The sequence below is a fragment of the Salmonella enterica subsp. arizonae genome (genome assembly GCF_008692845.1).
Taxonomy (GTDB): Bacteria; Pseudomonadota; Gammaproteobacteria; order Enterobacterales; family Enterobacteriaceae; genus Salmonella; species Salmonella arizonae.
In genome coordinates this window covers 139,021-159,980 of sequence record NZ_VXJW01000008.1, presented here as the reverse complement: position 1 = coordinate 159,980, position 20,960 = coordinate 139,021, and the positions used below count along the sequence as shown (strand labels likewise).

Sequence of the window (20,960 nt, the reverse complement as noted above, 5' to 3'; positions counted from 1 at the left end):
AAATGTTTTATGCGTTGTACTTTGAAATTCATAACCTGGTTGCGTCTGCGGCAATGGGGTTTGCTCGCGTGGCGCCGATTTTTTTCTTCCTGCCGTTTTTGAATAGCGGGGTATTAAGCGGCGCGCCGAGAAATGCCATTATCGTACTGGTGGCAATGGGAGTATGGCCGCATGAACTGAGTGAAGCGCCGCCATTTTTATCGGTGGCGATGATACCGTTAGTCCTGCAAGAAGCGGCGGTAGGCGTCATGCTGGGCTGTCTGCTGTCATGGCCTTTTTGGGTTATGCATGCGCTGGGTTGTATTATCGATAACCAGAGAGGGGCAACGCTAAGTAGCAGTATCGATCCGGCAAATGGTATTGATACTTCGGAAATGGCTAACTTCCTTAATATGTTTGCCGCTGTTGTTTATTTACAAAACGGCGGTCTGGTCACGATGGTTGACGTATTAAATAAAAGCTATCAGTTATGTGATCCGATGAACGAGTGCACGCCTTCATTACCGCCGCTATTAACATTTATTAATCAGGTGGCTCAACACGCGCTGGTTATGGCCAGCCCGGTAGTGTTGGTGCTGTTGCTGTCAGAAGTGTTCCTGGGTTTATTGTCGCGTTTTGCTCCGCAAATGAACGCTTTTGCGATTTCGTTGACGGTGAAAAGCGGTATTGCCATTTTAATTATGCTGCTTTATTTCTCTCCGGTGCTACCGGACAATGTGCTGAGACTTTCTTTCCAGGCAACTGGATTGAGTAGCTGGTTTTACGAGCGAGGTGCGACGCATGTCCTCGAATAAAACAGAAAAACCTACTAAAAAACGGCTGGAAGATTCCGCTAAAAAGGGTCAGTCATTTAAAAGTAAAGATCTTATTATCGCCTGTTTGACTCTGGGAGGAATTGCTTATCTGGTGTCGTATGGCTCATTTAATGAGTTTATGGGAATTATTAAGATCATCATTGCAGAAAATTTTGAGCAGAGCATGGCTGACTACAGTCTGGCCGTTTTAGGGGTAGGGTTAAAATACCTGATTCCATTTATGCTACTCTGCTTAGTGTGTTCCGCATTACCGACGTTATTACAGACGGGTTTTGTGCTGGCGACAGAGGCATTAAAACTTAATTTGTCGGCATTAAACCCGGTCGAAGGGGCGAAAAAACTTTTCAGTATGCGAACAGTAAAAGATACGGTCAAAACTTTACTGTATCTCTCATCCTTTGTGGTGGCCGCAATAATTTGCTGGAAAAAATATAAGGTTGAAATCTTTTCTCAGTTAAATGGCAATGTTATGGGAATTGCCGTCATTTGGCGTGAGCTTCTTCTCGCGTTGGTATTAACTTGCCTTGCCTGTGCATTAATTGTCTTATTATTGGATGCTATCGCTGAATACTTCCTGACCATGAAAGATATGAAAATGGATAAAGAAGAAGTGAAGCGTGAGATGAAGGAGCAGGAAGGGAACCCGGAGGTTAAATCTAAAAGACGTGAAGTTCATATGGAAATTCTGTCTGAACAGGTGAAATCTGATATTGAAAACTCACGTTTGATTGTTGCCAACCCAACGCATATTACGATCGGTATTTATTTTAAACCTGAACTGATGCCGTTTCCGATGATCTCAGTGTATGAAACTAATCAGCGCGCACTGGCCGTTCGCTCCTATGCGGAGAAGGTTGGCGTACCTGTTATCGTCGATATCAAACTGGCGCGCAGTCTTTTCAAAACCCATCGCCGTTATGATTTGGTGAGTCTGGAAGAAATTGATGAAGTTTTACGTCTTCTGGTTTGGCTGGAAGAGGTAGAAAACGCGGGCAAAGATGTTATTCAGCCACAAGAAAACGAGGAGCGGCATTGATCCGCGTGAAGCAGTAGCGATTTATTCATTGGGCGTTTTTTGAATGTTCACTAACCACCGTCGGGGTTTAATAACTGCATCAGATTATCGCAGTCGTTAAGCTCTACAAAGTCGGTGACAGATAACAGGAGTAAGTAATGGATTATCAAAATAATGTCAGCGAAGAACGTGTTGCGGAAATGATTTGGGATGCCGTTAGCGAAGGCGCCACGCTAAAAGACGTTCACGGGATACCTCAAGATATGATGGATGGTTTATATGCTCATGCTTATGAGTTTTATAACCAAGGACGACTGGATGAAGCTGAGACATTCTTTCGTTTTTTATGCATTTATGATTTTTACAATCCCGATTACACCATGGGACTCGCGGCGGTATGCCAACTGAAAAAACAATTTCAGAAAGCATGTGACCTTTATGCAGTGGCCTTTACGCTACTTAAAAATGATTATCGCCCCGTTTTTTTTACCGGGCAGTGTCAATTATTAATGCGTAAGGCGGCAAAAGCCAGACAGTGTTTTGAACTTGTTAATGAACGTACTGAAGATGAGTCTCTGCGGGCAAAAGCGTTGGTCTATCTGGAGGCGCTAAAAACGGCGGAGACAGAGCAGCACAATGAACAAGAAAAGGAATAATTATGGTAAATGACACAAGTAGCGTTAGCCGTAGCGGATATACCCAAAATCCACGCCTCGCTGAGGCTGCTTTTGAAGGCGTTCGTAAGAACACGGACTTTTTAAAAGCAGCGGATAAAGCTTTTAAAGATGTGGTGGCAACTAAAGCGGGCGACCTTAAAGCTGGTACGAAGTCCGGCGAGACCACCTTCAATACGGTGGGCCTGACGCCGCCTACGGACGCCGCCCGGGAAAAACTTTCCAGCGAAGGGCAACTGACATTACTGCTTGGGAAGTTAATGACTCTGTTGGGGGATGTTTCGCTGTCTCAACTGGAATCTCGTCTGGCAGTATGGCAGGCAATGATTGAGTCCCAAAAAGCGATGGGACTCCAGGTATCGAAGGAGTTTCAGGCGGCGTTGGGAGAGGCTGAGAAGGCGACGGATATCTATGAAGAAAGCATTAAAAAAATGGATACCGCCAAGAGCGTCTATGACACGGCGGCCAAAAAACTGACGCAGGCGCAAAACAAACTGCAATCGATGGACCCGTCCGATCCGGGTTATGCGAAGGCCGAAGCCGCGGAAGGGCAAGCCAGAAAGGAAGCAAAGGACGCGAAAACGGCGTTCGATAAGGCTAAGAAGGCGGCGGACTTAGCGGGCACTGACGCAAAAACTAAAACCGAGCAAGCGGATAACATTCTGACCAAATTCCAGGGCACGACTAATGTTGTAGCCTCTCAAACCGAGGTTGCCAAGGGGGAAAAGGATAACCTGTCAAATGTGGCTCGCCTCACCATGCTGATGGCCATGTTTATTGAGATTGTAGGCAAAAATAACGAAGAAGGCCTGCAAAACGACCTTGCGCTATTCAACGCTTTGCAGGAAGGCCGTCAGGCGGAGATGGAAAAGAAATCGGCTGAATTCCAGGAAGAAACGCGTAAAGCCGAAGAGACAAACCGCATTATGGGGTGTATCGGGAAAGTTCTCGGTGCGCTGCTAACCATTGTCAGCGTTGTGGCCGCTGTTTTTACCGGTGGGGCGAGTCTGGCGCTGGCTGCGGTAGGGCTTGCGGTAATGGTTGCCGATGAAATTGTTAAGGCGGCGACGGGGGTGTCGTTTATTCAACAGGCGTTGAACCCGATTATGGAGCACGTTCTGAAGCCGTTAATGGAGCTGATTGGCAAGGCGATTACCAAAGCGCTGGAAGGATTGGGCGTCGATAAGAAAACCGCAGAGATGGCCGGTAGCATTGTCGGCGCGATTGTCGCAGCCATTGCAATGGTAGCGGTAATTGTCGTGGTGGCGGTTGTCGGGAAAGGCGCTGCGGCGAAACTGGGTAACGCGCTGAGTAAAATGATGGGCGAAACGATTAAGAAGCTGGTGCCTAACGTGCTGAAACAGTTGGCGCAAAACGGCAGCAAACTCTTTACCCAAGGGATGCAACGTATTACTAGCGGCCTGGGTAATGTGGGTAGCAAGATGGGCCTGCAAACGAATGCCTTAAGTAAAGAGCTGGTAGGTAATACCCTAAATAAAGTTGCCTTGGGCATGGAAGTCACTAATACCGCAGCCCAATCGGCTGGCGGCGTAGCTGAAGGCGTATTTATCAAAAATGCCAGCGAGGCGATTGCCGATTTTACTCTCGCACGTTTCGCCATGGATCAAATTCAGCAATGGCTTAAACAATCTGTAGAGATATTTGGTGAAAACCAGAAGGTGACTGCGGAATTACAAAAAGTCATGTCCTCTGCGGTACAGCAAAATGCGGACGCTTCACGTTTTATTCTGCGCCAGAGCCGCGCATAAACTCGCCAAAATAAAGGGAGAGAAATATGTTGATTAATAATGCGGGGATCAATCCTGCTACTTATTTAAATAATCATTCTGTTGAGAATACTCCGCAGCCTGGTTCGCAATCCGTTAGCGTGAAAGATATTCTGAGCAGCATTGGTATTACTGTTAGTAAAGTCAGTGACCTGGGACTGAGTCCGACATTGACTGCGCCTGCGCCTGGAGTATTAACGCAAACTCCAGGTACAGTAACTTCCTTTTTGAAAACCAGCATTCAGAATGCCGATATGAATCAGGATCTGAATGCCCTGGCTAATAATTTTAGTAACAAAGCGAACGAATTGGTGCAAACCCATCTGCGGGAGCAACAGGCTGAAGTCGGAAAATTTTTTGATATCAGCGGTATGTCTTCCAATGCTGTTGCGCTATTGGCTGCCGCGAATGTTTTAATGCTGACGTTGAACCAGGCAGACACCCAACTGTCCAGTAAATTGTCACTCGTCAGTTTTGAGGCCGCAAAAACGACGGCAAGCTCCATGATTCGTGAAGGGATGAATGCGTTGTCCGGTAGTATTTCTCAGAGCGCGCTTCAGATGGGGATCACTAGCGTGGGCGCGAAACTGGAATATAAAGGGCTGCAGAATGAGAGAGGCGCGCTTAAACATAATGCTGCGAAGATCGATAAACTGACTACTGAAAGCCACAGTATTAAAAATGTGCTGAACGGGCAGAATAGTGTCAAGCTCGGTTCAGAAGGCGTCGATTCTCTGAAATCGTTAAATATGAAGAAAACTGGCGCCGATGCGACGAAAAATCTTAATGACGTGACGCTTAAATCTAATGCCGGAACAAGTGCCACAGAAAGCCTGGGCATTAAAGATAGTAATAAACAAATTTCCCCTGAACATCAGGCCATTTTGTCGAAACGTCTTGAGTCTGTCGAATCCGATATTCGTCTTGAGCAGAATACTATGGATATGACCCGAATCGATGCGCGTAAGATGCAGATGACGGGCGATTTGATTATGAAGAACGCGGTCACTGTCGGTGGGATCGCGGGAGCGTCCGGACAGTACGCCGCCATCCAGGAGCGTTCCGAACAGCAAATTAGCCAGGTGAATAACCGGGTTGCCAGCACGGCATCGGAAGAAACGCGTGAGAGTTCACGTAAGTCGACCAGCCTGATTCAGGAAATGCTGAAAGCAATGGAAAGCATTAACCAGTCGAAAGCATCCGCATTCGCCGCTATCGCGGGAAATATTCGCGCTTAATCTGATAGGTCATCTATACGCCATCAGGGGATGCATTGAATAACGCTCCTGATGGCGAACCGGGGATATTATGCTTAATATTCAAAATTATTCCGCTTCTCCTCGTCCGGGACTTGTTGCCGAACGTCCACAGACGACATCGGCGAGCGAGCACGTAGAGATTACCGCCGCGCCGGCCACAACAGAACATCGCGGCGCGGATATTATTACATTATCTCAGGCGGCCACTAAAGCCCAACAGGCACAGCAGACGTTACGATCAACATTGCCGGTCTCCGAAGAGAATAATGACGAACGCACTCTGGCGCGTCAACAGTTGACCAGCAGTCTGCATGCGCTGACAAAATCTGGTGTTTCATTATCTGCAGAACAAAATGAGGGGCTGCGGAGCGCGTTTTCTGCACCTGCGGTGGCATTATTTAGCACAGCGCCTATGGCACAACCGCGAGTAACTATTTCAGATGCCGAGATTTGGGATATGGTTTCCCAAAATATATCGGCGATTGGCGACAACTATCTGGGCGTTTATGAGAACGTTGTAGCAGTTTATACCGATTTTTATCAGGCATTCAGTGACATTCTTTCCAAAATGGGGACCTGGTTAGCACCTGGCAAAGATGGGAATACTGTTAAGCTAAATGTTGATGCTCTTAAAAGTGAAATACGTAGCTTGGTTAATAAATATAACCAAGTAACTAAAAATACAATTCTGTTTCCCTCGCAGATAGGCAGTGGAGTGACAACCGCGACAAAGGCGGAAGCTGAGCAGTGGATTAAGGAGCTGAATTTACCAGGCAGTTGTCTAAAGGCATCTGGTTCCGGTTATGTCGTACTGGTGGATACCGGGCCACTGAACAAAATGGTGAGCGATCTTAATGGAATAGGATCGGGTTCCGCTCTTGAATTGGATAACGCGAAATACCAGGCTTGGCAGGCGGGTTTTAAAGCTCAGGAAGAGAATTTAAAAACGACATTACAGACTCTGACGCAAAAATATAGTAATGCCAACTCATTGTACGACAACCTGGTAAAAGTGTTGAGTAGTACGATAAGTAGTAGCCTGGAAACCGCTAAAAGCTTCCTGCAGGGATAACAGAAAGAGGATATTAATAATGCTACCAAGTGTAAGTACTCAGAATTCCGTTATGATGACTGGTTTGCAAAACGAGATAAAAGCGCAGGCCACAAATCTTGCGGCGAATATCTCCGCAGTCAACGGAAATGCCGCAAAGACACTGTCAGGGGAAATTAAAGGCCCACAACTGGAGGATTTTCCAGCGCTAGTCAAACAGTCGAGTCTGGAGGCGTTGTTCAAATGTGGGAAAGATGCCGATGCGTTAAAAGAAATTTTTACCAGCTCAAGCAATGTCGGCGCCAAGAGGGCGGTAACGGAATTTGCGGAACTCTTTCATTCGGCGCTAAAAGCCACCAGCGACTCGCCTGCGGCGAAGGAGCTACTGATGAAGGTGGGGAAAGAGTATACCGAGCAGATCATGAACGATGGTCTGAAAGAAAAATCGGCGTTTGGACCATGGACACCAAAAACGGACAAAGCGGAAGCGAAGCTTGAAATACTTCATAATAAGCTGTTGGATATCATTAAAAATAACATCGGCGGAGATTTAGGAAATTTATCTACGCAGTTTGTTATGCATGAAGTGATGCCCTATATTACCAATTGCATTGAACATCAATTTGGTTGTACGTTAGATCCGCTAACCCGTAGTAATATTGCACAGCTTGTTGATAAAGCGGCGAAGAAGGCGGTTGACGCACTTGATATGTGTCACCAAAAATTAACGCAAGAGCAGGGTACCAGCGTAGGACGGGAGGCTCGGCACCTTGAAATGAAAGCATTGATACCTATGTTGCTACGTAATGTTTTTGCGCAAATTCCGGCGGACAAACTGCCCGATCCTAAAATCCCGGAACCTGCGGCTGGACCGGTACCTGATGGTGGGAAAAAGCCAGAGTCTGCGGGTATTAATATCAATATTAATATTGATAGTAGTAAGCATAGTGTGGATAACAGTAAGCATATTAATAATAGTCGAAGCCATGTCGATAATAGCCAGCACCATAATGATAATAGCAACCATGATAATAGCCAACGGCATTACGAGTCACACTATTCGAATACCAGCAGTAGCGTAAACCATAGTCATTCTCGTGTGGACGCAAATACGCATCAAACGGAGACGGCACACAGCGCCAGCAAGGGGATACTGGACCAGGGCATCATGGGTAAAATTGACGTCACGGCTCATGCCACTGCAGAGGCTGTGACCAACGCTTCAGCGGAAAGTTCCGGCGGAAAGGTGGTCACGTCTGAAAAAGGAACCACGGGTGAAACAGCCTCTTTTGATGAAGTCGATGGAGGAGACAATAAGGTCATTATTGGCAAGCCAATGCAGGCCACGGTGCATGGCGTTGCTGGCAATAAAGAGCAAATCCAGACGGCAGACACTGTGAATGTGAAGACGCTTGCTAGCCAATTGCCTGATGTCGAAGATGTAAAAATCCATACTTTGCAGCCAGAAACGACGGTAAATACAGGTAATAAAGCGGGTACGACTGATAATGATAATAGTCAGGCAGATAAGGCTGGCCAATTTTCCGGTCTGAAGTTTAAGCAAAATGGCTTCCTTTCAGCAATTCCGAGCGTTACGAATATGCGTTCAATGCATTTTGACGCCCGTGAGACATTTTTGGGGGTTATACGTAAAGCCCTGGAGCCTGATACCTCCACACCGTTTCCAGTACGCAGAGCGTTTGACGGGTTGCGTGCGGAAATATTGTCCAATGACTCTATAAAGAGTGCAGCGTTGAAAGCGCAATGTAGCGATATCAACAAGCATCCAGAATTAAAAGTAAAAATTGATACGCTTAAAGAGGCTATTACTCTTCATCCACAACGAGAAAAACTGGCTGAGGTTGCGCTGCAGTTTGCCAGAGAGGCGGGGTTGACAAAGTTAAAAGGAGAAACCGACTATTTGTTAAGTACAATGCTGGACGGCATCATCGGAGACGTTAGCTGGCGTAATGGCCCGTCTTTCGAGTCATACCTGAATAAACCAGGCGTAGATCGGGTTATTACTACTGTTGATGGTCTGCATATGCAGAGTTAATTAGTTAGGAAAGACGCTATGGATATGGATATTGAATCAAGAGTCAAAAAAGTGATTACCTCCTGTATTGCCGTTGAGATTAATAGCATCAATGGTCAGACCAATCTGGTTGAGGATCTTTATGCTGATTCGCTGGATTTAATTGATATTGTATTTGGTCTCAGTGAGGAGTTTGACATTAGTTGTAATGAAAACGATCTTCCGGATATGACGACCATTACGGATATATGCCGTGTTGTCGAAAAGAGTTTGCAGTCCAGGGGGTAGTATTTTTCTATAGCTCGATCATAATTAAATATGATTAATTGTTATGAAAATCATCACACATGTAGTACCAGGTTCAGATATGGCTGAAATATATGATGATATCGCTGACAATTCACGCCTTATTATTAAAAGCAAGTTACGCCATGTTGAAAATGATCCGAAAGAGTTGCTGATATGTGTCCCGACGCGTAGTGAGTGGCTATTTTACTGGATTAAAGGAGATAAACATTGCGCCCGGCGACGGGCGTATAAGAACATCAAACATTACGTTTCCAAAATCAAACCGAAAAATTAAAATTATAAAATAGATCATTAAAGAGGATGATAAATTGCGGACACACCATGATATTATCGCTGATATTGGTGAGGAGTTAGGTTTACCACTCACTTTTGATGACAATAATCAGTGCTTATTACTTCTTGATACCGATATTTTTATGGCTATTGAAGCTAAAGATGATATCTGGTTATTGAACGGTATGATTATACCTCTATCACCTGTTTGTGGTGATTCTGTCTGGCGACAGATTATGATGATTAATGGCGAACTGGCAACGAAGAATGAAGGTACGTTAGCGTATATTGACACAGCAGAGACATTATTGTTTATAAAAGCAATTACCGAACTGGCAAATATGTACCATATTATATCGCAGCTTGAGTCATTTGTGAATCAACAGGAAGCGCTTAAAAAGAGGCTGCAAGAATACGCTAAAGTGTAAGGAGAGGAAGTTGAATAATTTAACATTGTCTTCATTTTCAAAACCCAGTGTGACGAGTAATACCCGACTGTACATCGCTAAAGAAAATACTAATGAGGCACACGTCGCACCTGAGAAATTTGCGTCAAAAGTATTAACCTGGCTTGGTAGGGTTCCGCTATTTAAAAATATTGATGCGGTGCAAAAGCACATGGAAAATACCAGAGTACAGAATCAAAAAACCTTACAGGTATTTCTCAAAGCATTAACTGAGAAATATGATGAGAAATCAGTCAATGCAATAACCCTCATGGCTGGATTAAATGATTCGATCAAGCCTTTTACTCCAGTCAGGTTACAACAGATCACGCAAATGGTGAAGGATGCTGAAGAAAGTTTCTCAAAAGATATCCGGTCTAAGCAAAATGCTAGTCTCCCGAAAGTCTTTTCTTTAGTTGCAAAAGGCGTAGAGACAAAAGTGACAGAACAAAATGGCGATTTTGGTACAGGAATGACGCAACTTTTACTCGATATCGCTTTAAACGGAGTTAAGAGAGCAATACCGCAACTGGAACAAGTGGACGGAAATAGTTTACGAAAAAACTTCCAGGAGATGGCTTCGGGTAATGGCCCGCTGCGTACATTAATGACGAATTTGCAGAATTTAAGTTTAGTTCCAGAGGCCAAACAACTTAATGATTATGCTATAAATTTAAAAAATATTCAGGTAGGAACAGCCCCGTTCTCACAATGGGGCACCTGCGGGGGAGAAGTTGCGAGATGGATTGATAAAGCCTCCGATCAAGAATTAACCCTGGCTGCAAAAAAGATTCAGGTTATTGTTGAAAAACTAAAATACGTTGCAACTGAACTTGAAAACATAAAAGCCGGTGCGCCTATGTCACAGCGTTGAGCTGACCTACACTGAATCTGGTACGGCTCTCAATGAGCAGCGTCCCGTTTAATCAGCAAACCCAGTTGAAATTAAACGGCGGAACGCCTGTGCCAGTGAATACATTAACTTTTGACGGTAAGTTGGTGGCGCTGGTTCGTATCTAAAAGATACGCCAGTTGCTCAGGAAGCGCTCATGAAAACGCTTCTTGAAAAAGAGAGTCGTGTCTGGTGGTGTTAACGCCAGAAGAGCAGATGCAGGCAAGTAAATTAACAGCCTATTACAACAAGTTGATTTAAAAATAGCTTACTTTTGGATATCATCTGAAAGTAAGCTATTGCTATATGATTATTTGTTTAACGCGATAGAAAGTTTTTTGTTCTTCTCTTCTGCTGGCATCTCTTTTAATTTTTTGTAATTCTCCCAAATTTTTTTAGCATAACGTTTTCTTATATCAGCTCTTTGCGGTGACGTTCCGGCATTATAAGCACCAACGGCCTCCCAGCTATAACCGTAGATTTTCATCATATCTGATAAAATGGATGCGCCAACAATTACCGAAATGCAGGGATCTTGTAATAACTGTTTTTCACTGATTCCCATTTTTTTCAGTCTTTTCATATGGGAGCTATTAATTTGCATCAGTCCGATATCGGTAGAGCCATCTCGGTTATGACCAATGGCACCAGGTTTCATCGCCGATTCCTGTTGGGCGATAGCATAAAGTAATTCTGATTCAATATTGAACATTTTTTCAGCCTGAAGCCAGCAATCAGCCCATGCCGTATTTATACTAATCAACCAAATTACGATGCTAAAAAAATAACGCATATCTCCTCTCTCAGATTTTACCGTAATTTAACCAAGCGGGGATCCTGTTTCCATCTTTTAAACCAAATATTGTCTTCTTTTTTAAATTTATTCCACATTTTCTCGGCAATAACTTCGCCGTGAGCAACCAGTACTAATGGTAATAGCCCGGGATTATTATCAGTATTCTGTTCACTTTCCAGAAACTCTCTTATCGCCGGTAATGCACGCTCGCTATTCTGACAGTATTCAGCATAAAGAAGATTAACAGCAATAAGCCCTGTTATTTCATGCTTGGATATTTCTTTAGCTAATTTTCGTGCCAGTTCATGTTTACCTTTAAGCGAAAGAAACATAACCTGCATACTTAATAGTATTGGATTATCCTGCAGATGTTGTGAACGTAATTCATCTCCTAAACGTATAGCATCATCAATACCGGCATGATAATAGGTAATCCACAGTTTAGTGATGCCTGCTGCTGCACGAGTTGGTTCCAATTTTAAACACTCGTTAATTGTTTGCAAGGCCTCCTCCAGTTGGCCAGCCATGAAGAGATTCCAGCCATAATAGTATTTAATATCTGCAGAAACGGGAGAAAGTAAATTAGCTTGTTTGAATAGTAAACTTCCGACGATGTATTCTGAATGAATAGTATTAATTAATCCCAAAAAACCTAAAGCTTGCGGATTACTATGATCCAGTTCTGTTGCCTTAATCGCATATTCTTTAGCTTTGATCATGGCGTTTTGTTTGTCAAAAATTCCCATTTGCGCCATGCTAAGATAGCATTCCGCCAGCGCACAATAAGGCGCAATGCTGTTTGGAGACATATTAACGCATTGAGTCAGCAATTTAAGCGCTTGCTGTAAGCTGTAAGGAGTATATTGATTTAACTCATGCTTACCTCGTAAATAGACCATGGTACTGTCAATCGAATTTAGTTCGCTAACCTGTTTTGTGTCCCAGCGAAGTCCGGGGATACATCTGAGCAAAAGATTCGCAATTTTGTTTTGCAAGAGAGAAGCGGGTTGGTTTTCCACCAACTTAATGCTTTCCTGATGCAGCAGGTTATAACCTTTAACCCGAACGATCTCGATTTGCACAACATTATCGTTGCCATCGGGGATCATCTGCCCGGAGATATAATAATCGGGACGCAGTTGATCCATGAGCTCCAGAATGTCCTTAACACTGCGGCAGTTCTTAGTAATGGTTACCGGCAGGACGCTCAGGCCAAAGGGCGCGTACTGAGATAATCCCTTCACGATAGAGTAATGCAGACTCTCAGATTGGATCTGATCTTGCATTTGAAAAGGAAGAATCGCCAATGTATGAGTAGTAGGCTGTGGCGCTGGCGGAGAGACCACCACGACCGGGCGATTAAACCGATAGCCCTGTCCATACAATGTTTCAATGTAACGATGTTCTTTATCTTCCGACAGGATACGTCGTAAGGCATAAATACAGCGGGTAAGAGATTCTTCGTTAACTTCCGCGTCACCCCATACCTGGTCCAGTAAGGTGTTTTTACTAACAATCTCGCCAGCAGCTTCGAGCAGGATGACCAGAACAGCATATTCTTTTGGCGGAATATTTACTTTCTTATCTGCTCGTAGCAGGGAACCGTCCATGTTGAGTATGAAATCATCAAAGACGAATTTTTTATTAGATACAGGAACAGAATTAAAATGTAGCATGATAGTTATATATTCTCTTACAGGATGAAAAGTTATAATGGTTAATACAAGCCGTTAGAATGGGATCTACTGTGTAAGTCATTCTGCTTTTATGAGTAACTGTCAGGCTGAACTTTTATTATGAGCTTGATGTCATATTCTATGGGCTTGGATTTATATGTTTTTCGCTGTTTTAACATGTGATAATTTAGGTTATGTCTGTGATTTCAAAAAACTGACATATTGGTAATAACAATTTTTATCACTTACTGTGATTATTGAGTGGAAGCTACCGTATGTCTTATTGCAGAGAAAATTAGATCCTGGCATCTAAATATTTACATATTTAACTCGACCTCGTTGCAATAGGGATTAGTTTTGTAGCTATCTTACTGCATTTTTTTGGGGTGTAAATGCTGCTTATTATATCTTCATGTCTAATGGTCTGATAATGATACCATCAGAACCAATTATACTGAGTGTTTATTACAAATGACCATTCATTGAAAGTTTAAAGATAAATTTTGGTTTAGACGTAAGAATATAAATGACAAATTGCTTTTGGTATTGCGCTTATTTTTATGCTTTTTTGAAGAATAATGATATCTCCTTTTCTTTACTTCCCACAGGTATTGCGTCAAAAGGGCAGCGAATTTGTGAACCGTATTGTCCTCAAACTAGCCTCTGACAGGATATGAATATTACGATTTATGATAGGTAAGAGGGCGTCAACGATGCTGACAAGCGTGATTGTTTGGTTTATAGCATCCAGGCAGATAGTTGCTATAGGGAACGAATGGTATACAAACATGAATAAAATGCCGGCTTTAGTCCACAGGGTTAAAGCCGGAAGGAGATACTTTCATCTGGACAGATTTTCACGCTGTGAATAAGGTAATATAGGTTTACCAGTCATCATAGCGATGACGAGTTCACAAAAGTCGCGTTGTAAGAACAGCCTTGCTTTAAATTGTCAGAGATATCAGTACGGACTGTCTTCTGGACAGAACAATGATGTTGAATAACCTCCAATCCTATTATGGTGTGTTATAAAGTGTTCAGAATTTTAAATTGCTAAAATTTTAATGAAAATCTTTTCTTGAGTGATAAACCCAAAAATGTTAGTGATTCGCCATTTTAATAAACGTTGATGGCGTAGTTTTAAAATATTTTTTGAAACATTGAATAAAGTAGGACGTGCTGTCATAACCACATTTTAATGCTACAGAATTGACATTATGGTTGCCTATACGTAAAAGTTTTGCTGCTTGATTCATTCTCGCAGATAAGTAGATGTCACTAAAGCTGGTACCTTCTTCTGCAAGTTTTCGTTTGAGCGTTGATGTACTCATAAATATATTATCGGCAATATCCGGAAGTTTCCACTGCCTACCTGGTGAGGAGGATATAATGTTGTAAACGCGCTCCTTTAACGTTATCTGAGCCGAGCTTAGGATGATCTCATAACTCTCCGGGAGTCGGAGGAAAGCGGTAAGCAGGAACAGCAGAAAATAAGGGATTAATTCCTCATTTTCAATACAACTTTGGTTGTTACAGCTATTACAACTTTTGCTTGTATCCATAGTACAGGAGAACGCTGTTTTCAGGTGTTCAAATACCTCTCTTCTGGCAGGAAAGTCAGGCGTATAGAAGATCTTCTGCACTTTCTCGACAGGTTTCACCATTTTGGTTTGCTGCTCATTTGGGATAAGCGCATAGAGATCGCCAAGTCGTTGCGTCGGTATCTCGAGTATATCGAAATCCATGTGGCCATTGACCTCTTCAAGCGTCACGTTAACGACCTGCTCCTTTTTGAGTACCAACATCCCAGGCTCTTCACAGTAAATCGTATCGTGATTATTGCTAATCGTCAGTTTACCACTACGAAAGCAAACTAAAGTGAAACTGCTTACATAAAGATTTTTTATGGTGATCTGCTGAGTCTGACTTTTAATTTGTTGCTGGGTATTCGTCAAAAGTGATTTTAATTTCTGTAAGTTATCCGCGGCAGGACGCTGATGACTATTACTTACAAAGGTTACATTTTCCATATTATCCCTTTGTTGATGTTATTTTAATGTTCCTTACTTGTATCCTACTGAAAAAATCTGAGTTGTAAATGCTCTTTATTAGGGGGTGTTGGCAATGGTCTGATTGTTACACCAAAAGAACTCAAATTTGGGTAATTTATCTACAGTCGTTTAAGCCGCAACGGGGACGATAGTTCTTTTAATATGTGTTGAGACGCATTACACAGAATAAATTGATTTTATTTCTCACTTTTCATTCTATTTCCATCAGGAATCCCTGCGTCCTGCGCTGTAGTCTGCTGCTATCGAGAACGACAGACACCACTAACAGTATATATGGAAACATCAAAAGAGAAGACGATAACAAGCCCTGGGCCATACATAGTTCGATTACTTAACAGCTCACTGAACGGCTGTGAGTTTCCATTGCTGACTGGCCGAACACTGTTTGTGGTAGGTCATAGTGATGCGCTCACTGCTTCAGGCCAGCTCCCTGATATACCTGCCGATAGCTTTTTTATCCCGCTGGACCATGGCGGAGTAAATTTTGAAATCCAGGTGGATACGGATGCGGCCGAAATTATACTCCATGAGCTGAAAGAAGGAAAAGCTGAATCTCGTCCGGTGCAATTAAATACGCCAATACAGGTCGGTGAATTGCTTATCCTGATTCGCCCGGAAAGCGAGCCATGGGCACCCGAGCAACCTAAGTCGTTGGAAGCGTCTGCAAAGAAGATCGAGCCGCGTTTTAAAAACGGAATTGTGGCGGCACTGGCCGGTTTGTTTATATTGGGGCTTGGGACGGTAGGTACGTTATGGATACTTAACTCGCCGCAGCGGCAGGCCGCAGAGCTTGATTCATTGTTGGGCCAGGAGAAAGAACGCTTTCAGGTGTTGCCAGGACGCGACAAAATGCTCTATGTCGCTGCGCAAAATGAAAGGGATACGCTTTGGGCTCGTCAGGTTTTAGCCAGAGGCGATTATGATAAAAATGCGCGAGTGATTAACGAAAACGAAGAGAATAAGCGTATCTCTACCTGGCTGGATACCTATTATCCGCAGCTAGCTTATTATCGCCTTCATTTTGATGAGCCGCGTAAACCCGTTTTCTGGTTAAGCCGTCAGCGAAACAATATGAGCAAAAAAGAGATCGAGGTTTTAAGTCAAAAGCTGAGAACGCTAATGCCATACGCGGATTCGGTTAACATCACACTGATGGACGATGTTACCGCAGCAGGCCAGGCGGAAGCGGGGCTAAAACAGCAGGCGTTACCTTATTCCCGCAGGAACCATAAAGGCGGCGTAACGTTTGTTATTCAGGGAGCGCTCGATGATGTAGAAATACTCAGAGCTCGTCAATTTGTCGATAGCTATTACCGAACATGGGGAGGACGCTATGTACAATTTGCTATCGAATTAAAAGATGATTGGCTCAAGGGGCGCTCATTTCAGTACGGTGCGGAAGGTTATATCAAAATGAGCCCAGGTCATTGGTATTTCCCAAGCCCACTTTAACTTAACGTAAATAAGGAATAAGTATGGCTAACTGGTCAGGTTATCTGGATGAAGTCTCCGCGACTTTTGATAAAGGTGTTGACGATTTGCAAACTCAGGTGACGAAAGCACTTGCGGATTTAGCAAAAAAGCCCTCCGATCCGGCGCTACTGGCGGCGTATCAGAGTAAGCTCTCGGAATATAACTTGTACCGTAACGCGCAGTCGAACACGGTAAAAGTCTTTAAGGATATTGATGCTGCCATTATTCAGAACTTCCGTTAATCAGTTATAAGGTGGATTATGCCTATTGCAACTATTGTCCCTACGAATGCTGTTATAGGGCAGGCGGTCAATATCAGACCGATGGAAACAGACATTGTCTCGCTGGATGACCGGCTACTGCAGGCTTTTTCTGGTTCGGCGATTGCCACGGCTGTGGATAAACAGACGATTACCAACAGGATTGAGGATCCTAATCTGGTGACGGACCCTAAAGAGCTGGCCATTTCGCAAGAGATGATTTCAGATTATAACCTGTATGTTTCTATGGTCAGTACCCTTACTCGTAAAGGAGTCGGGGCAGTTGAAACGCTATTACGCTCATGATTCGTCGATATCTATATACCTTTCTGCTGGTAATGACCCTTGCCGGCTGTAAGGATAAGGATCTTTTAAAAGGACTGGACCAGGAACAGGCTAATGAAGTCATTGCCGTCCTGCAAATGCACAATATAGAGGCGAATAAAATTGATAGCGGAAAATTGGGCTATAGTATTACCGTTGCTGAGCCTGATTTTACCGCTGCGGTGTACTGGATTAAAACCTATCAGCTTCCTCCCCGGCCACGGGTGGAAATCGCACAGATGTTCCCAGCGGATTCGCTGGTATCATCTCCGCGAGCTGAAAAGGCCCGGTTATATTCGGCTATTGAACAGCGACTGGAGCAATCATTACAGACGATGGAGGGCGTGCTTTCCGCCAGGGTCCATATTAGCTATGATATTGATGCTGGTGAAAATGGACGTCCGCCAAAACCTGTTCATCTGTCGGCGTTAGCCGTATATGAACGAGGTTCGCCGCTTGCGCATCAGATCAGCGATATCAAGCGATTCTTAAAGAATAGTTTTGCCGATGTGGATTATGACAATATTTCTGTTGTGTTGTCAGAACGTTCAGATGCCCAATTACAGGCACCCGGCACGCCAGTAAAACGTGATTCTTTTGCAACCAGTTGGATTGTGCTGATTATTTTGTTATCCGCGATGTTAGCAGGATTTGGCATCTGGTATTACAAAAACCATTATGCCCGGAATAAGAAAGGTATAACGGCTGATGATAAGGCAAAATCGTCAAATGAATAGGCAGCCATTATCAGTTATCTGGCAAAAAGTCATTTTTGATCCGTTGTCGTATATTCATCCTCAGCGGTTGCAGATAACCTCTGAAATGATTGACAGACCTGCCGCCAGAGCGGCGGCAAATGAGTTAATACTGGCGGCCTGCCAGCTTAAGACCGGAGAAAAGGAGAATATTCAAAATTCACTGACGCAGCTATGGCTGCGTCAGTGGCATCGATTACCGCAAATAGCGTACTTACTCGGTTGCTATAAATTGAGAGCCGATTTGGCAAGACAGGGAGCCTTGCTTGGCTTGCCGGATTGGGCGCAAGCATTTTTGGCAATGAATCAGGGAACAAGTTTATCTGTCTGCGATAAGGCGCCGAATCACCGGTTTTTACTCAGCGTCGGGTATGCACAGTTAAATGCCCTGAGTGAATTTTTACCTGAATCTTTAGCACAGCGTTTTCCTTTGCTTTTTCCTCCATTTATTGAGGAGGCGTCGAAGCAGGATGCTGTAGAAATGTCAATTTTGCTACTGGCCTTACAATATGCTCAAAAATATCCCAATTCCGTCCCCGCTTTCGCCTGTTGAGGGGATACTGATAAAGCGTAAAACGCTGGAACGCTATTTTTCTATTGAGAGATTAGAACAGCAGGCGCATCAACGGGCTAAGCGTATTTTACGGGAGGCGGAAGAAGAGGCAAGGACCTTGCGGATGTATGCCTATCAGGAAGGTTACGAACAGGGAATGGTAGATGCGTTACAGCAGGTCGCTGCTTATCTTACCGATAGTCAGACAATGGCCTGGAAATGGATGGAAAAAATACAGATTTATGCCCGAGAGTTATTTTCAGCAGCAGTCGACCATCCCGAAACGCTTTTAACCGTACTGGATGAGTGGTTGAGAGATTTCGATAAACCGGAGGGACAACTTTTTTTAACGCTGCCAGTTAATGCGAAAAAAGATCATCAAAAACTGATGGTGTTGCTTATGGAGAACTGGCCTGGCACTTTTAATCTTAAATATCATCAGGAACAGCGTTTTATCATGAGCTGCGGCGATCAGATCGCAGAGTTTTCTCCTGAACAATTTGTTGAAACGGCGGTAGGCGTCATTAAGCATCATCTTGATGAACTGCCGCAAGACTGCCGGACGATTTCTGATAACGCCATCAATTCACTTATTGATGAGTGGCAGACAAAAACGCAAACATCATAAATGGAAGCTATAACATGATACCAGGTACGATTTCGACTTCTTATTTAGACCCGACAATGAATACTGAAGCGACGAGTAACAGCGTTGTTTCGTTGAACGCCAGGGCGGTTACGTTGAATAATGCGAATAACGCACATTTAAGCAACGGCAGTGACGTTGATCTCTATGACGCGTTCTATCAGACGCTTTTGTCGCTTCCTGAGTTAGTTTCTTCTGAAGCGCTTAAAGATACCATTTATCAAGAGATGAATGCGTTCAAAGACCCCAAAAATGGCGAGCCTGCATTTGTCTCCTTTGAGCAGCAAACGGCTATGCTACAAAATATTATTGGAAAAGTTGAGCCGGATACCCATTTATATGAGGCTTTAAATGGGGTATTGGTTGGCACGATGAATGCGCAGTCACAAATGACCTCCTGGATGCAGGAGGTTATTTTATCGGGCGGGGAAAACAACGAGTCAATTGACTGGTAACTCCCCCATTGCTGGCGATTTGTGATAAGGTATACTGTAGGTATCAGCAAGTAGTGCGGATAGCACGCTATGCTAACTCATCTATGTTGCTGATAAATAAATATTATTGAGGTATTTGCAAGTCATTTTATCCTGAAAAACTCATGTTAATACTGTAACATTATATTACCGAATTTTGCAAAATGTTATAAACAGTATCTTTTTGTGAAGAAATAAACGCGCATTTGGAATGTAATTATTGGCTACAATAATAAAACAATCGGATTTAAATCATCTTTTTGAGTTTTAATTATTTCTTTATAAGAATATAACGATTTTAAGTTCCTTATAGCACACAGGATAAAAATATGGTATTGCCTTCAATGAATAAATCAGTTGGGGCTATTAGCAATAATTACCTTCAACAGTCGAGCAAAGCTTCATTAATAAATGGATTAGCTGATGTAAGAGGCTATTATGTCGCAAACTGCGTATTAATCAAACTTAATAAAGGCAGTTTGCGAATTGAAAATGAGTTTGGAGAGTTCATCGAGCAATCTGCACCGTGTTTATTTTTATTGGAAAAAGATCAAACGATAACATTTAGCATGAGCGAAATTGAAGGTCATATTGATTTTGCTTCACTGGAAGTTTCCTATGACTTAATGCAAAAATTCTACAAAGTCTTTTACAGCACAATAAATTATAATGATAGAGAGTTATCATTAAAAACAAAGCCAAAGCACTTTTTCCATGCCGAGTTGTTACCCGGGATGAGTGATACTTTTGACTCTATTTTGAATGGTGTGACGTGTCCACGAGTTTGTAGTAATGTGAGTATTGATGACCATGATTATTCATATTACTCATTGATGTATCTTATATCGGCATTTGTACGTAAACCCGGTGGGTTTGATTTCCTTGAGCGAGCGATAAAAATTACGACAAAAGAGAAAGTTTATAACATTATTATTAGTGATATCACCCGAAAATGGTCACAGGCTGAGGTGGCGGGAAAGCTGTTTATGAGCGTATCAAGCCTGAAGCGTAAACTGGCTGCTGAAGATGTGAGTTTTAGCAAAATTTACCTGGATGCGCGTATGAATCAGGCTATCAAGTTGTTACGTATGGGCGCTGGAAATATTTCACAAGTTGCGACGATGTGTGGCTATGATACGCCTTCCTATTTTATCGCTATTTTTAAACGCCATTTTAAAATTACACCACTTAGCTTTATGCGTACAATTAATCATTAAATAGATATTATTTTAGGCGTTACTATCTGTTTGTTTTACAGATGCGAAAATATATCTCTTAATAAGAGTATATATTATGGTATCACTATGCCAGTGATACGCAGGTAATAAAAGAGTAGCGAAAGCGTTCATTACCTTACATACCAGATCGTAAGAAAT

Annotated in this window: 21 protein-coding genes and 1 pseudogene; 19 read left to right on the top strand and 3 right to left on the bottom strand. The window is 43.1% G+C overall.

What is annotated here, in order from left to right:
• Positions 1 to 2: 2 nt before the first annotated feature.
• The 11 genes and pseudogenes from spaR to F4V61_RS16135 form a co-directional block, all read left to right on the top strand.
• A complete protein-coding gene (spaR, locus tag F4V61_RS16185) occupies positions 3 to 794 on the top strand; it encodes an SPI-1 type III secretion system export apparatus protein SpaR (protein WP_000498972.1) in 792 nt (263 codons plus the stop codon).
• Positions 781 to 1,851 (top strand): SPI-1 type III secretion system export apparatus protein SpaS, encoded by a 1,071-nt coding sequence (spaS, locus tag F4V61_RS16180; protein ID WP_058345864.1) that lies wholly within the window; start codon positions 781 to 783, stop codon positions 1,849 to 1,851. Before spaR ends, spaS begins: the two co-directional genes overlap by 14 nt.
• Positions 1,852 to 1,988: 137 nt before the next feature.
• Entirely contained in the window at positions 1,989 to 2,486 is a 498-nt protein-coding gene (gene sicA / locus F4V61_RS16175) for a SycD/LcrH family type III secretion system chaperone SicA (protein ID WP_000386308.1), read from the top strand.
• A gap of 2 nt (positions 2,487 to 2,488) precedes the next feature.
• The gene (locus F4V61_RS16170; protein WP_000245864.1) at positions 2,489 to 4,273 is read left to right on the top strand and encodes a type III secretion system needle tip complex protein; all 1,785 of its coding nucleotides are present in this window, start codon (positions 2,489 to 2,491) and stop codon (positions 4,271 to 4,273) included.
• A gap of 26 nt (positions 4,274 to 4,299) precedes the next feature.
• The gene (locus tag F4V61_RS16165; protein ID WP_038394676.1) at positions 4,300 to 5,529 is read left to right on the top strand and encodes an IpaC/SipC family type III secretion system needle tip complex protein; all 1,230 of its coding nucleotides are present in this window, start codon (positions 4,300 to 4,302) and stop codon (positions 5,527 to 5,529) included.
• 70 nt (positions 5,530 to 5,599) lie between these two features.
• Positions 5,600 to 6,622 (top strand): SPI-1 type III secretion system needle tip complex protein SipD, encoded by a 1,023-nt coding sequence (gene sipD / locus F4V61_RS16160; protein WP_079828594.1) that lies wholly within the window; start codon positions 5,600 to 5,602, stop codon positions 6,620 to 6,622.
• 19 nt (positions 6,623 to 6,641) lie between these two features.
• The gene (sipA, locus tag F4V61_RS16155) at positions 6,642 to 8,657 is read left to right on the top strand and encodes an SPI-1 type III secretion system effector SipA (RefSeq protein WP_024131770.1); all 2,016 of its coding nucleotides are present in this window, start codon (positions 6,642 to 6,644) and stop codon (positions 8,655 to 8,657) included.
• A gap of 18 nt (positions 8,658 to 8,675) precedes the next feature.
• A complete protein-coding gene (locus tag F4V61_RS16150) occupies positions 8,676 to 8,924 on the top strand; it encodes an acyl carrier protein (protein WP_000366948.1) in 249 nt (82 codons plus the stop codon).
• A 43-nt stretch (positions 8,925 to 8,967) separates the two neighbouring features.
• Entirely contained in the window at positions 8,968 to 9,219 is a 252-nt protein-coding gene (locus F4V61_RS16145; protein WP_012209847.1) for a hypothetical protein, read from the top strand.
• Between the two features lie 34 nt (positions 9,220 to 9,253).
• Positions 9,254 to 9,646, top strand: a complete 393-nt coding sequence (sicP, locus tag F4V61_RS16140) for a chaperone SicP (RefSeq protein WP_001258998.1) — start codon at positions 9,254 to 9,256, stop codon at positions 9,644 to 9,646.
• Positions 9,597 to 10,802 (top strand): annotated as a pseudogene (locus F4V61_RS16135) (type III secretion system effector BopA family protein); the annotation flags it as partial. The gene sicP and the pseudogene F4V61_RS16135, both read left to right, overlap by 50 nt.
• 64 nt (positions 10,803 to 10,866) lie before the next feature.
• On the opposite strand, the gene iagB reads toward F4V61_RS16135, so the two are convergent.
• From iagB to hilD, 3 genes are all read right to left on the bottom strand, one after another.
• Positions 10,867 to 11,349 (bottom strand): type III secretion system invasion protein IagB, encoded by a 483-nt coding sequence (gene iagB, locus F4V61_RS16130; RefSeq protein ID WP_001268416.1) that lies wholly within the window; start codon positions 11,347 to 11,349, stop codon positions 10,867 to 10,869.
• Between the two features lie 17 nt (positions 11,350 to 11,366).
• Positions 11,367 to 13,028 carry a transcriptional regulator HilA gene (gene hilA, locus F4V61_RS16125; protein ID WP_000902210.1) on the bottom strand — a complete coding sequence of 554 codons (1,662 nt, stop codon included), beginning with the start codon at positions 13,026 to 13,028 and terminating at the stop codon, positions 11,367 to 11,369.
• A 1,100-nt stretch (positions 13,029 to 14,128) separates the two neighbouring features.
• The gene (gene hilD, locus F4V61_RS16120; RefSeq protein WP_038394683.1) at positions 14,129 to 15,058 is read right to left on the bottom strand and encodes a transcriptional regulator HilD; all 930 of its coding nucleotides are present in this window, start codon (positions 15,056 to 15,058) and stop codon (positions 14,129 to 14,131) included.
• A 315-nt stretch (positions 15,059 to 15,373) separates the two neighbouring features.
• On the opposite strand from hilD, the gene prgH reads away from it, so the two are divergent.
• The 8 genes from prgH (at position 15,374) to hilC (ending at position 20,801) form a co-directional block, all read left to right on the top strand.
• Positions 15,374 to 16,552 (top strand): type III secretion system inner membrane ring protein PrgH, encoded by a 1,179-nt coding sequence (gene prgH / locus F4V61_RS16115; protein WP_012209849.1) that lies wholly within the window; start codon positions 15,374 to 15,376, stop codon positions 16,550 to 16,552.
• Between the two features lie 23 nt (positions 16,553 to 16,575).
• Entirely contained in the window at positions 16,576 to 16,815 is a 240-nt protein-coding gene (locus tag F4V61_RS16110; protein ID WP_058345870.1) for a type III secretion system needle complex protein, read from the top strand.
• A gap of 18 nt (positions 16,816 to 16,833) precedes the next feature.
• Positions 16,834 to 17,139, top strand: a complete 306-nt coding sequence (prgJ, locus tag F4V61_RS16105) for a type III secretion system inner rod protein PrgJ (RefSeq protein WP_001121019.1) — start codon at positions 16,834 to 16,836, stop codon at positions 17,137 to 17,139.
• On the top strand, positions 17,136 to 17,894 hold the full coding sequence (gene prgK, locus F4V61_RS16100) for a type III secretion system inner membrane ring lipoprotein PrgK (protein WP_000621236.1): 759 nt from the start codon (positions 17,136 to 17,138) through the stop codon (positions 17,892 to 17,894). The genes prgJ and prgK overlap by 4 nt, the downstream gene beginning before the upstream one ends.
• Positions 17,866 to 18,465: an oxygen-regulated invasion protein OrgA gene (orgA, locus tag F4V61_RS16095; RefSeq protein ID WP_077905471.1), complete on the top strand. Its 600-nt coding sequence runs from the start codon at positions 17,866 to 17,868 to the stop codon at positions 18,463 to 18,465. Before prgK ends, orgA begins: the two co-directional genes overlap by 29 nt.
• Complete coding sequence (orgB, locus tag F4V61_RS16090; RefSeq protein WP_012209850.1) at positions 18,422 to 19,093, top strand: type III secretion system linker protein OrgB; 672 nt, start codon at positions 18,422 to 18,424, stop codon at positions 19,091 to 19,093. The genes orgA and orgB overlap by 44 nt, the downstream gene beginning before the upstream one ends.
• 14 nt (positions 19,094 to 19,107) lie before the next feature.
• Positions 19,108 to 19,566 carry a type III secretion system effector protein OrgC gene (locus F4V61_RS16085; RefSeq protein WP_080161146.1) on the top strand — a complete coding sequence of 153 codons (459 nt, stop codon included), beginning with the start codon at positions 19,108 to 19,110 and terminating at the stop codon, positions 19,564 to 19,566.
• Between the two features lie 347 nt (positions 19,567 to 19,913).
• On the top strand, positions 19,914 to 20,801 hold the full coding sequence (hilC, locus tag F4V61_RS16080) for an invasion transcriptional regulator HilC (RefSeq protein ID WP_038394691.1): 888 nt from the start codon (positions 19,914 to 19,916) through the stop codon (positions 20,799 to 20,801).
• Positions 20,802 to 20,960 lie beyond the last annotated feature (159 nt).